This is a genomic window from Sphingobacterium sp. SGL-16 (assembly GCF_011043515.1).
Classification (GTDB): domain Bacteria; phylum Bacteroidota; class Bacteroidia; order Sphingobacteriales; family Sphingobacteriaceae; genus Sphingobacterium; species Sphingobacterium litopenaei.
On the sequence record NZ_JAAKGQ010000014.1, the window covers coordinates 1 to 12,419 of the forward strand.

The window sequence follows — 12,419 nt, forward strand, 5'->3', positions numbered from 1 at the left end:
AAATTTACACCCAATTTTTCAGAATACCTAAAAACTCATAAAAATCTTAAATGATATTTTTACACTGATTTACAGTTGTTTATGCTTTTTATTAAGTGCGTAATAATCTTTAAAAAACCATAAAAAAAGAGCCTCCGACTCCACAAAGAAAACAAGAAAGCTCAATCCAATGATTGAGCTTTCTTGTTTCTAGTGAAGAACAATTCCAGATGTGATTTGGTGAATCTCAAATTGGATTCCCTATCTTTAATATTATGAAATGGCACAAAATACCTTCCTCAGCAATAAGAACTAAAACTCCTGTCCAATTGCTGCAATTGGGTGGACAGAAATTTTGCCTTATTTATCATCAAGGAGAATGGCATGCGACTTCTTATAAGTGCCCACATGCCGGCGCGAATTTAGCTGATGGTTGGTGCGAAGAGGGTAAAATAATTTGCCCATTTCATAGACATAGTTTTAATTTAATTGATGACAAAGGGACAAAAGGACAAAACAATGCGATTCGTATCAATAGGCTAGAATCGAGGAAAGATGACTTATATGTAGAATTGCCTGAAAGTATGATAAATAAACTACTAAATCTGTTTAAATAAAATTTAACCATCTACATCAACCTCGCTTTAGGCGCTGAAAATCCTCGATGAAAAGTTCTCTTTTGACTTCCTCATCATTTTCTTCTATTGGATTTTCTTTATTATACACTTTTAGTATCATATTATGAACCTTATAAAGCATATATTTACGCTCTTCACGAATAATTTTAAATTCTGAAAAATCAAAATTATTTTCAATTAGAAACTGAATCATATTCTCCTTAGCTTTCATTGGTAGTTAATGTAAAAGTCGATAATTATCTTCTTTTATCAATACGGGAAACCGTAAAATACCAAATCCTTTCGAAAAATATCCCCTGTAATACGTCACAAATGTATTACAGGGGGAGAATATTTAGTAAGTAGCAGCTTCCAACCTTACCCTTGGTAAATCCCAATTTTCGTTCTCTTGCAAGTCTAGGAAAAGCTTAATATGTGCAAACCAATGCTTATAAATTTCCTGATGCAATTTAAACATCGTAACCTGACCATCTAGTTTTAGTAGGGAACGATTAATTTTTACGGCATCAATTACTCGCACGTTTGCAGGTAAAACTGAAAAATGTAAGTATTTATTAATATTACCACGTAGTGAAGAAGTTTCGAAATACATAGGTCTTCGCAAAAGCAAATTCTTTTGATTGAAGGAATAAAATTCTAAAAGCCGTATGAGTATAGGATCCGCCATAGAACCTATTATCAAGACATTATCGGAAAGATATTTTAATGTTTCGAGTACAACATCCTTATTCAAATACTTGATGAGATAATAATCACCACTATAGCACTTCACTTCCATATCCAATGGGATAAATGTAAAATTCGCTAAAACTGAATTCCCATGAACATCAGAAAGCTGATCTAAAGTACTATGGTAGAAATACCCTACTTGCAAGTTTGGATAAAAAGCTTTAAGTTCCATAAGAATTTCGAAGCCTTCTAATCCTACAGCTATTACATCAAACGTGGATAAAATTTGTTGGTAGGAATTTGATTTCAACCACTCCTTGAGCAGTTGCGCATCCGTAAAATTGAACAGGTTTTCCATAAAAAATTTATACACTTAAGGGTTTAAGCGAGGAAAACTGGTCAAAAAAAATTCGGCCTTATTTATAGTAATAAAACCGAACTTTTTATTATAATATGGTAAACGTTACTTGTATTTACATAAATAAGAAGTAGGTGTCTCAACACGAACTTTAAAAGATGAGTTAGCAGCGACTTCAAATTTTTGTCCTGCACTGTAGACTTTCCATTCCGTATTACCCGGAAGCAATACTTTCATCTCTCCTTCTATGATAACCATAGTTTCAGGAGTAGAAGTCCCAAACTGAAATTCCCCAATATCGATAACACCAACGGTGGACTTTCCACCATTTTCATAAGCCAATGATTTTACGGCTCCCTCAAAATATTCGTTTAAATTGATCATAACACTAAAATACTGATATGTATTTAATTTCCAACACTCTTAAATGATTAATCGATAGACTGTTCGTAAATTGCTAAAGCTTCTTTATCGTCAAACGTATTTATTTCTTGAAGAAGTTTCTTTTTCATTTTAGCAACTATCTTACGATATGCTTTATCGTTGTAAACATTTTTAAGCTCTTTGGGATCTTTTTCCAAATCAAAAAGTTCCCATGCGTTATGACGTTTATAAAAGCGAATTAGTTTATAGCGCTTATCTTTCACGCCAAAATGAGGGCTTACAGCATGTTCCCCATTTTCAAAATAATGATAATAAATATTCTCCCTATGTGTTTTAGAAGGGTGTGATAAAATGGATTTAAAGGATTTGCCCTGAAAGTCATCACGTAATTCTACTCCTGCAAGATCCAATAAAGTTGGTGCGATATCCACATTGATTGCTTGCGAGTTGATATGCGTATTCGGCTTGATTAATTTTGGATAACGCATCACCATAGGTGTACGGAAAGATTCTTCATACATAAATCGTTTGTCATACCAACCATGCTCTCCCATATAGAATCCTTGATCGGACAAATAAATAACAATCGTATTATCTTTCAAACCCGATTTATCAATATAATCCAACACCTCACCAATATTTCTATCCATAGATTCCGCTGTATTCAGATAATCTGTCATGTATCTTTGGTACTTCCACTTCGTTAGATCAGCACCTTTTAGCTTGGATTTTTCTAACTCCTCATATATTGGAAGGTAATAATCCATATAAGCTTTCTTTTGCTCTGCATTCATGCGTGTGAAATTTCCATCTACAAACATCGCTTCTTTATTGGGAAACATTTTCAGGTCGTAACCCATATCCATATGCTTCGCAATAGTCATTTCCTGACTAGCTGCAGCCGTTCTTGTTGCATAATCATCAAATAAGGTTTCGGGAGTTTCAAAATTCACTTTATCATATTTGCCAAAATCTTGCGGATCTGGCATCCAGGTTCTATGTGTTGCTTTATGACCGATAACGATACAAAAAGGGCCATTTTTCACTTGATCCATCCAATTCAACGCTTTTGATGTCACCAAGTCGGAAACATAGCCTTCTTCCCTTTTTCTACCTTCTTTAGAAATAAAATCAGGATTAAAATAATGACCTTGCCCCACCAAAATATCATAGTAGTCAAATCCTTGCAATTGATGTCCTAAGTGAATCTTACCTATCCATGCTGTATTATACCCTGATTTTTGCAAGTCTTTTACAAAAAGATTTTGATTGAAATCAAAATTGGATGTTTCATTATCCTTAAAACCATTCTTGTGACTATACTTTCCTGTCAACAAAGTGGCACGTGCAGGTCCGCAAATAGAATTGTTGACATACATATTTTCAAAAACCGCACCTTCATTTGCGATACGGTCAATATTTGGTGTTTTACCATATTTAGAACCATATGCGCCAATAGATTGATAAGCATGGTCGTCAGAAATAATAATAACAATGTTTGGTTTTTGTTGTCCTTTGACAGTTGTAATAGATAAAAGTAACAATGCTACAGCACTCCAAAATCGGCTAATCTTCATCTTTAAGTTTCTTTCGTAAGTAGATTTTAATTTTGCGTAATGTTAATAAAAATTATAAAGATTAATAGATTATATTTTAAGAAAAATTAAAATATTTCTAAATCTGATTTCGCTTATATTGTTCTAAGATTCAATATAAATTTTTTTAAGTTCGATTATCTCGGAGGATTTCTTTACGTAATTTAGTTTCTGATTTTTAAAAACCATATAAGAAGCTTTCTTCTCGCTGGCGATAATAAAATTATAAAATTCCTTAAAATATGCTTTTCGAAGATTTTTATCTGCAGTCTTATTTTCCTTAATAAAATTAAGTACATTATAGTTAATCCCTATTCTAACATTTCTTTTCTCATCCGCTTCAAATTCTACTAAGGGTTCATCTATATCATTGACAAAAATGGAATAAGCCAATCGATTATTTTCTTTGTCTACAATAAATCCATGAAAAGAAAATCTACCAATTACCAAACCGTCTACATGAATTAATTTTTTCATCAATAAAGATATATTTATAATTAGTCAGCTATTTTACTATAACAAGCCTTTCAGTATAGATTATAATTTAATACTAAATTATATAAAATAATTATATCAAATAATTTTTGAATAAAATTATTTGATATAATTATTATGATTAATATCTGGTTGTTAAAATTAATATTTTATATATTTATTTCAGAAGCGTCCCAAATAAGGGGAAAATTGGCGGTGGTTTAATATAGCAGGGATTGCTATATATAATTAGCTAAAATAAATACCACCATGGTAAATATAATCGTATTTTCTCAAACATTATATCTAATAGACCGGGACATTTTAATAAATTGGTTCAACAATATCAATCCGTTGGATGATTGTTTTGGACAGCAACCAGAGCTTCTTTGTCACACGAAATAAGAGCAATATGAAATATACTGTGTGTAGTGTGCACATATAAAAGTGAAGCAATCAAGGACAGCGAAGTGTTTCAAGATCAGATCGTAGAGTTTGATACACCTGGAAAGCAACCTTAATATAAGGAAAGATGAGAGATTGAAACTTTCTTCAAACATCTAAAAAAGCGTTTAAAAGAAACCAGTTTTGTATAAACCTCAGAAAATGCAGTATATATCCAGATTTAGACTGCATTAATAGGTATAATACTATTTAAATACATTCAAAAGAAGGCCACATATGAATGGAACTTATCGAATCTGGTGAACTTTATTTGCTTGATTATATTGTGAAAATTGATCTTTGGAAATGGGCTAATGATCCATTCTTTTCAAGTAAACCTCCTAATAAAAAGGACCATATAAACTCTTCTAAAATCTAAGGTAGGCTATAATTGAATTTCTCACCTAAACTTTCATAATGAATAGAAGAAAGTAGGTTTTATACGTCATAAGTTTTATTTATGACAGTTATGATTTCATATTTATGTCCTTTGTTCCTTCATTATAAAATGTTATAAATATAGGCTTATATATGGAAACTCCACAAACTTATATTTAGTATTGAAAAATGGAAAGTCTATTAATAAATAGTCTTTTTTTTATAATATTAAGTTTCCCTATAGAGAATTTTTTCAAGTCGATGTCTCTTTAATTTAGCTTTTACTATTTATACATCTTAATTGGTCCCATAAAACGTTAGCTGTCTCATGTTTGAATATAAGACCAGAAAATTTCCAAAAAGACCATTTACTTAACAATAGATTTTCACAGCCAAACCTTAATTTCAGATAATTAAGGCAAGGGGCAGAGCCAGCCAAAGTGCTTATACAGCTAATATTTTTTGTTGGTTCACATCTTATAAAAATTCTAGCTGGTAAATAAATAATAAAGGACCAATAATTACTTATCGGTCCCATTCATTAATTAAACCTTATTCTTATAAAGAATAATGTTTCAACTAATTAAAGTTATGAAAAAAAGCAAAACTTTTGCATTACCACTCATAGCCATGGTAATTGCAGCTTTCAGCATCTCTTTGATGTCTTTTAGATCTTCAAATGTCCAATCTTATGATTGGTATAATGTTTCTTTTAATCCATCTACTTCTCAGCATGATGTGGGCTCTTCTACCACAGCGCCAGCACCAACAGATGATTGTAATATTGGTCTAACTGGGGATATGTGTAAAATTGCAGTTCCTCAAGGGGTAACGCCTCCTTTACAAGTAGAAGATGATCCTGATGAATTAATAAAACAACAAGCTTTCCAAAGAGAACAATAAGCTTTTTACAAACTACGGTTAGGGCCTTTAGCCCTAACCATTATCTTTGCACCTGTTTATATCCATTTAATATTACCTCATCTTCGGGTAAAGGATAGATAAATTTAGAACTATTTGGAAGAAGTGTATAAACTGTCCCTTCAATATTTCTTGTTATTGTTCTTTCAAACTGAGGCTCTAAATTTAGCCTTCTTAAATCCTGCCATCTAACCCCTCTAAACACCAATTCTTTCCTTCGCTCCTGTAGGATAAAATCTAATAATGTCCCCTTGTCAAGAGAACTTATATCTCTAGCTGATCCATTAGCATAACGTTTGCTTAAAAACACATTCATAACATCTTTAGCTTTTATTAAATCATCCGTTCTTACACTGCTTTCAGCTAGTGTTAAGTATACCTCCGGTAGAGTAATAAATCCATGGAGGTCTACATTTCCATTATATGAACCTCTAAAAGTCGTATCCCCGCCATTTGTACTGGTAAAAAATCTTTCTTTGCGAAGGTCATGCTCCTGATAACTTCTAAGCAGAACAGAGTCTACTATGAGCCTGCTTTGAGCAATGACATTATTATAAAACATTACATCATACAGTAAAACTTCAGGATTTGTGGCACCAAAAAAGTCAAAACTGTACTCCTTTGCTGGTTTTACAGCTACTTTATTGTAATCCAGTAATTCGGACTGCATCGAAAGCACCTTCTGGGCATACTCCTTGGCCCCGGAATAATCCTGCATCTGCAGATACACCCTGCTTAGCAGAGCTCTAAGGGCTATCTTTGAAGGACGAGATTTAAAGTATGTGCCATATACCGATGGTTTATCATCTTTCAAAAGCTCTTCTGCTTCCAAAAGATTCTCTACAATCTTATTATATGTCTGCTGCAAGGTGGACTGCTGCACTTTCTGGTCAATATCCGATTCTAAACGTAAGGGTAGACCAATAATGCCCTCTAAATTTTGCTTATCATAGGCTGCACAGAAAAACTGAGCTAACTGATAAAAACTATAGCTTCGCCAGAAAAGAGCCTGACCACGCACATCGTTATATCCTTTAATATCATATATATCATCCTTATTACGAGCCAATCCCTCCAATACAATATTACAATAGAGCACCTTCTCATACATCCTATTCCATATATCGCTCTGACTACCCTGAAAAATATCTTTCTGCCAGTTATAGGCATTTTTTACCCAAGGGGAACTAAGGGCATTCCACGTCTCGTCTTTCAGATAAAAATCTCCTGCACCAATCTCTCCCAGTAGATATGCTGAATTTAGATTCATCACTGCCGAGTAATCCATCAACGACTGAAAGTCCTCCAGGCTCTGGGGTACCACATTCTTCATATCACGCTTAAGGGATAAAAACTCTGGCGTACAGCTAAAAAGGAACATCAGGCCTACTATAAATATTAATAAACTTTTCATGGCTAAAAATTTAATTGTAAGGTAAACGAATAGGTCCGCTGTGGCGGATATAACGAATAAGCATAGGATGGGTCAACATTTATATCAGTCTTCTTCCACAATATCCCTAGATCGCGGGCATTCACCATCACGCTTAGAGATTCCATCCCCAAACGATGATTCAACTTTGTACCCCGCAGCCTATATCCCATATTTATATCGTGAAGACGGATATGCGAGGCTGACTGGAAATGTATCTGTGAACTCTGATATACCAAGTCCCGGTTAGCAATGATCGAGGAAGGCAGTGATGGTACCGACGTACTCAGCTCATCACCAGCCTGGTGCCAGCGCTCCTGAAACTCCTGATGACCTTTGGCATTATTCAAAAGATCCTGATAGTTCAGTGAACTTTTCTTAAATACATGCCCTGCGCTTAGCAGCATATTAAAGCTGAGCTGAAAGGCCTTATAGGTTAAGGTATGGCGCATCGATCCGCTATAAGGAGCTACCGAAACACCTACACGTAACAGATCATCTAGAGTTAAACCGCTCAGATAGCCTGTGTAATCTTTATTCAGCACCCCATCCTTACCAACAAGAGGAGAGCCATCTTCGGAGGAAAGACCCTGCCAGGGTAAAGCATAAAGCTGATCCAATGATTCCCCCACTACAGCATTTGTATTTACTCCAAGATAATTGGTTATAATAGGCTTACTCTCCAGCATATAATCTGTCACTTTATTACCCGTGTAGTTAAAAATCCAATCTGTCTGCCAGCCAACTTGGCCTGAGGTGTTGACCGTACGCAGCTCCAGGTCTATCCCTTTAGTATGTATTGATGCATAGTTAAGCCTATTGGTCATATTATACACCACTCCATTCTTATAAATCCCCGTTGATCCAGCAACAATGTTATTGCCTATTAGATCATTTGCTTTCTTGCTATACCATTCTACACTTCCAGATATTCGGCTTCCAAGCAGGCTAAAGTCCACGGCACCGTTCAGATTGGAAACCTTCTCCCAGCGTAGCGAAGGGTTACCTATGTTTTGTAGCTTACCGCTTGGCTGCTGGGTATAGGTATCTACCATATAGCTTACTATAGGATAAACACTCTCGCGTTGGTTTACATTTCCGTTATGCCCATAGCTCAGGCGAAATCTTAAGCGGTCCACCCATTTAGTGCTAAAAAAGTCTTCCTCACTCATTAGCCAGGCTCCTCCAACAGACCATAACGGAACACCTCGTTGGTTGGCCTTAACACCAAACAGATTCGAGCCATCCCATCTACTGCTTGCAGAAAGCGTATATTTCTGTGTATAGCTATAGGAAACATTGCTATAATAAGACAGAAAACGGTCCGTGACATCGCTAAAGTTGCTAATCGCCTGAGCAATGCGCTGGCTGTTGCGCGGACGCGAAGGATATAGCTTGCTATAGTCAAAAAGTGAAGTTCCTGTTATCGTATTTTTATCGTATCCATACACCCTATACCCCGGAGCAGACTGCTGATTTACCTGCCTTATCTCGGCACCTGCAATTCCACTTAGATTATGTCTGTCCCATGCTCTATTATAATCAGCCTGAAGGCGACCCTGATGCCAATGGCTACTACCCCCTGACCCCTCACGAATACCTCCAAGGGGTATGACCCTACTCATATCACTCTGAGTAAAGGAATTAACCAGATCTCTAACTAAAAATGATTCTGGGCTGTAGTAATTCTCTCTATCGCTTTGGCTTCGCAGATACTGATATTTTAATCCCAGAGCGAATCTGCGAAATAATTTAAAGTTGGCTCCTGTAAAAATCCGAACCGTATTGCTGCTACCCGTAATATCATTCAGCTCTATTTCATCCAAAGGACGAAACTGCCAGTCTAATAATCCGAGTGCTGGGGCACCCTCTACATATGCGCTTCTATATTTTCTAGGAACAGCAAGGGCAGCACCATTTTCATCCTTCAGCCGCAGATAGGGATATGGAAACTGAGCGGAATAGTTCTCCATAGGAACAATATCACTTATCCCTAGACCATTACTGGCAGAGCCGTCCTGTGAATAGTTCACCGATGCACGCAGATCTAACCACTTTGCAGGTTGATAGCTATCATTCATGCTCAGGGTCAACCTAGAGTAACCATTGCCACGTATATGTGATCTGTTATCGTCATAGCCAGAAGAAAAGTAATAGCTGTGGCCTGTAGAGCCCCCACTAAGGCTTACCTGCATCTGACGGTTCAGACCCAGCTGGTAGAGATTATCAAGTGCCTCTTTACGTATATCCTGTTCCTTAAGGAGATCGAGCTTCTGCTGGAGATCATCTGCGCTAATTTTACCATCGCGGTGTTGAATCAAAAGCTCCACTCCTGGGCTCAGCAGTGTCCAGTTATTCTCCACCATCATCTTTTTATCAAAGCGGAATTTCTCCACTTCAAGCGTACTGGCGGCATTCAAAAAATCTGGATTATATAACAGATCTGGCCGTGCTGTGGCCAGCATGCTGCCTGTTGCACTAATGCCTACCTTCTGATCATTCCTGCCTTTCTTTGTGCGGATAACAATAACTCCATTACCCGCTCGCGCGCCCCAGATTGAGGCCGCAGCCGCGTCTTTGAGAATCGTAATATCCTCCACATCATTCGGATTAATACTCGATATATCGCCATCATAAGGAAAATCATCTACAATAATCAACGGACTGGAATTTGACTGTATTGTAGCCAGCCCCCTCACCCGAAAAGATGCCTGTTTGCTGCCTTCCTTATTGGCTGTGCCGCGAATGAAATTAACTCCATTTGCGACTCCTTCGAGTCTATCCAAGATATTTGTACTGGGCTCCCGCTGAAGTAACTTATTTCCAACATGCGTAAAGCTCCCCGTAGCTCTTTCTTTAGGAATATTGTAATAACCGGTGCTTACAACCACCTCATCGATATATTGATGCAGCTGTTGTAACTCTATTTGAAGTGTATCCTCCGCTGATATTATACCAGACCACTTCAAATCAGAATAACCTGGAGCGCTGAAAATTAGTGTATCCCTTAAATTATAACGAACCTCAAATAGACCCTCCACATCAGCATATTGTACCTTTCGGCTTTTTAGATCTTGTATCTTTACTCCTTGAAGTCCGGCATTGCTGCCTTTACCCCTTACCTTGCCCTTAAGCGCAATTTGCTGACCATGTCCGGTAAGAGTCATTAACATTCCTGCTATTAATGGTATATATTTATAGAATATCTTCTTTCTCATATTTCTTAAGGTTATTAGTTATAATTTTTTTCTTTTAACACGATCATCTCCATAGGTATGTCCTTAAGAACCAGCTCAAGGCCATATCTTTTAAGGGCTCCATTGAGCTGATCGATATTCTCTATACGGCTTATTGCTAGCCGTAAATCTATCTTATGTTTTATCCCCGTTTCATCCGTTACCGGATAGGGGTCTCCTTTTCTATCCAGCGCATTGGACACCGAGGATACTAATGCGCTCATATAGTTGTTAATAAGAAAAATCTCACCATTGCTAGCCTCAAGGGAGCTTCTACCTCCGGCTGTAGTAAGGTTTTTATAGCTGTCCATTTTTTGAAGTACATAGGTACGTGTGACTCGCTTTTCTAATTTCACCTCTATACCCTTCTCCAAAAGCAAAAAGTTTTTTAAATCAGATTTCATGATTTCTAAAGCATCACGCTGCGGAATTTTCCTATTAAGGATAAGATTATAGCAATAAAGGTTACTATCCATCCAGTTGTGGTAAGCAACATCATCCTGGTAGTTTCCACTCGAACGTTTTAAATTACGGGCTGTAATAGTATTCATCAAAGAATCTGAACATTCAAAAACTATCCGATTCTCCTTTCGTAGCGCTAAGGGAAGATCATATAAAAAGCTTCTGGTAAGCATCATGGCTAGAGTTACATTATACATCAGCACATTATTGGCCCCTCTATCAAAAGATATACCCCCGATGTCAGCCTGAATCCTTTTCATAAATAAAGAACGGTAAACAAGCCGCTCAGCAGTCCCCCCATTGCCGCCGATAAGCAAGGGCTGCTGTAGATCCACGCTCATGTTATCCACTTTATTTCGTAGTTGCACATGCCCGGTTGAAATAAGTTCTCCAAGGTTCTCCCCGGTAGTATTTATTCCATCGGTAGTAGCAAATATTTTCTCCCCCACTATCCAAACCTGATGAGGGATACTACGATAAGGAAAATATTTTGATATATCAGAGTTTCCATGACCCGAGAGAAGACCTATTTTTCTTGTATCAAGAAATGTTTTTACTTTCTCTGCACTTTCATTAGAAATAGGAATAAACTGAACATCCTTAGAAAATGCAGGCTGCAGTGAGTCCAGTTTATATAGCGAGTTGATACACGGACCGCACCAGGTAGCCCAGAAATCAAGAATAATTATTTTTTTATCTCTAAAATCTCTTAATCTTACGTTTTTCGAATTATCGTTCACAACATGGATAGGTAATTCCCACAAATCCTGAGGTACAGTATCCCCTACTTGAAGTGCTTCTGGCTCAGTGGCTTCTCTAGCTTGAGCATAACTGCTAAAGTTCAGAAAAGAAAATATAAACAGCAAAGCGAAACCACAAAGTAAATCTTGAGCATACGGAAAATAGCCTTTAGAAAATCTTAAGGCTCCGCGCTTGGATTTTATGTCCTCAGCTATCTTAATCCCCTTTTCTCGATTTGCAAGGGAAAGCTGATGTTCATAGATTTTATTCGAGAGGTACTGGCCATAGGAGTCCTGTTCCTCTTGCTGCTGATCATTTTTCTTTTTAACAGCTCTTTTGGAAAATAATATCCCCGACAGCATAAGAATTCTAGATTTCTTATTAGCTCTCGAGCTACTCGTTTTAGAATTCCCTTTAGAAAAATCAGAATTTGTATTGTCATCTCCTTTGCCAATAAAAGAAATAATGAATATCAGTATATCAGCAAGAAATTTTATTAGGTATAAGTGCAGTCGTATTATGGACATACGAAGTCCTGGCTTGTAAAAATTCTTCATTTTCCAAGTATTATAAGTAAGTAAAAAGTTAACCGGTTTATAAAAGGAATATCCAGCAGATAATTTTTAGATCCCTGAAAAACTGCCTATTTATAAACGTCAGCTAACATTAAATAAAAGAATTGATTGCCGAATTGTGGCGTGTATAATT

General features: G+C 36.6%; 10 protein-coding genes. 2 read left to right on the forward strand and 8 right to left on the reverse strand.

Annotated features, from left to right (window positions below; all coding sequences use genetic code 11):
- Positions 1–254 precede the first annotated feature (254 nt).
- Positions 255–596: a Rieske (2Fe-2S) protein gene (locus tag G5B32_RS06795; RefSeq protein WP_165290793.1), complete on the forward strand. Its 342-nt coding sequence runs from the start codon at positions 255–257 to the stop codon at positions 594–596.
- A 16-nt stretch (positions 597–612) separates the two neighbouring features.
- Here the strand turns inward: G5B32_RS06795 and G5B32_RS06800 are convergent, their stop codons facing one another.
- The 5 genes from G5B32_RS06800 to G5B32_RS06820 all read right to left on the reverse strand — a co-directional run bounded on the left by G5B32_RS06800 (position 613) and on the right by G5B32_RS06820 (position 4,100).
- Complete coding sequence (locus tag G5B32_RS06800) at positions 613–828, reverse strand: hypothetical protein (protein ID WP_165290794.1); 216 nt, start codon at positions 826–828, stop codon at positions 613–615.
- Between the two features lie 123 nt (positions 829–951).
- On the reverse strand, positions 952–1,644 hold the full coding sequence (locus G5B32_RS06805; protein ID WP_165290795.1) for a hypothetical protein: 693 nt from the start codon (positions 1,642–1,644) through the stop codon (positions 952–954).
- A 105-nt stretch (positions 1,645–1,749) separates the two neighbouring features.
- On the reverse strand, positions 1,750–2,028 hold the full coding sequence (locus G5B32_RS06810; protein ID WP_165290796.1) for a pyrimidine/purine nucleoside phosphorylase: 279 nt from the start codon (positions 2,026–2,028) through the stop codon (positions 1,750–1,752).
- Between the two features lie 47 nt (positions 2,029–2,075).
- Complete coding sequence (locus tag G5B32_RS06815) at positions 2,076–3,605, reverse strand: sulfatase (RefSeq protein ID WP_165290797.1); 1,530 nt, start codon at positions 3,603–3,605, stop codon at positions 2,076–2,078.
- 123 nt (positions 3,606–3,728) lie between these two features.
- Positions 3,729–4,100 carry a hypothetical protein gene (locus G5B32_RS06820; RefSeq protein ID WP_165290798.1) on the reverse strand — a complete coding sequence of 124 codons (372 nt, stop codon included), beginning with the start codon at positions 4,098–4,100 and terminating at the stop codon, positions 3,729–3,731.
- 1,410 nt (positions 4,101–5,510) lie between these two features.
- Here G5B32_RS06820 and G5B32_RS06825 point away from each other — a divergent pair.
- Positions 5,511–5,822: a hypothetical protein gene (locus G5B32_RS06825; protein ID WP_165290799.1), complete on the forward strand. Its 312-nt coding sequence runs from the start codon at positions 5,511–5,513 to the stop codon at positions 5,820–5,822.
- A gap of 40 nt (positions 5,823–5,862) precedes the next feature.
- Here G5B32_RS06825 and G5B32_RS06830 read toward each other — a convergent pair whose 3' ends face one another.
- From G5B32_RS06830 to G5B32_RS06840, 3 genes are read right to left on the reverse strand one after another with little or no spacing between them, the layout of a single operon-like run.
- Positions 5,863–7,254, reverse strand: coding sequence for a RagB/SusD family nutrient uptake outer membrane protein (locus tag G5B32_RS06830; protein ID WP_317166095.1), 1,392 nt, complete (start codon positions 7,252–7,254; stop codon positions 5,863–5,865).
- A gap of 2 nt (positions 7,255–7,256) precedes the next feature.
- Entirely contained in the window at positions 7,257–10,490 is a 3,234-nt protein-coding gene (locus tag G5B32_RS06835; RefSeq protein WP_165290801.1) for a SusC/RagA family TonB-linked outer membrane protein, read from the reverse strand.
- A gap of 14 nt (positions 10,491–10,504) precedes the next feature.
- Positions 10,505–12,268: a redoxin domain-containing protein gene (locus G5B32_RS06840; RefSeq protein WP_165290802.1), complete on the reverse strand. Its 1,764-nt coding sequence runs from the start codon at positions 12,266–12,268 to the stop codon at positions 10,505–10,507.
- Between the last annotated feature and the right edge of the window lie 151 nt (positions 12,269–12,419).

Excerpts from the sequence above, each read along its gene's own strand:
- G5B32_RS06795 (WP_165290793.1), top strand. The coding sequence starts at position 255 with ATGAAATGGCACAAAATACCTTCCTCAGCAATAAGAACTAAAACTCCT.
- G5B32_RS06800 (WP_165290794.1), bottom strand. The coding sequence starts at position 828 with ATGAAAGCTAAGGAGAATATGATTCAGTTTCTAATTGAAAATAATTTT.
- G5B32_RS06805 (WP_165290795.1), bottom strand. The coding sequence starts at position 1,644 with ATGGAAAACCTGTTCAATTTTACGGATGCGCAACTGCTCAAGGAGTGG.
- G5B32_RS06810 (WP_165290796.1), bottom strand. The coding sequence starts at position 2,028 with ATGATCAATTTAAACGAATATTTTGAGGGAGCCGTAAAATCATTGGCT.
- G5B32_RS06815 (WP_165290797.1), bottom strand. The coding sequence starts at position 3,605 with ATGAAGATTAGCCGATTTTGGAGTGCTGTAGCATTGTTACTTTTATCT.
- G5B32_RS06820 (WP_165290798.1), bottom strand. The coding sequence starts at position 4,100 with ATGAAAAAATTAATTCATGTAGACGGTTTGGTAATTGGTAGATTTTCT.
- G5B32_RS06825 (WP_165290799.1), top strand. The coding sequence starts at position 5,511 with ATGAAAAAAAGCAAAACTTTTGCATTACCACTCATAGCCATGGTAATT.
- G5B32_RS06830 (WP_317166095.1), bottom strand. The coding sequence starts at position 7,254 with ATGAAAAGTTTATTAATATTTATAGTAGGCCTGATGTTCCTTTTTAGC.
- G5B32_RS06835 (WP_165290801.1), bottom strand. The coding sequence starts at position 10,490 with ATGAGAAAGAAGATATTCTATAAATATATACCATTAATAGCAGGAATG.
- G5B32_RS06840 (WP_165290802.1), bottom strand. The coding sequence starts at position 12,268 with ATGAAGAATTTTTACAAGCCAGGACTTCGTATGTCCATAATACGACTG.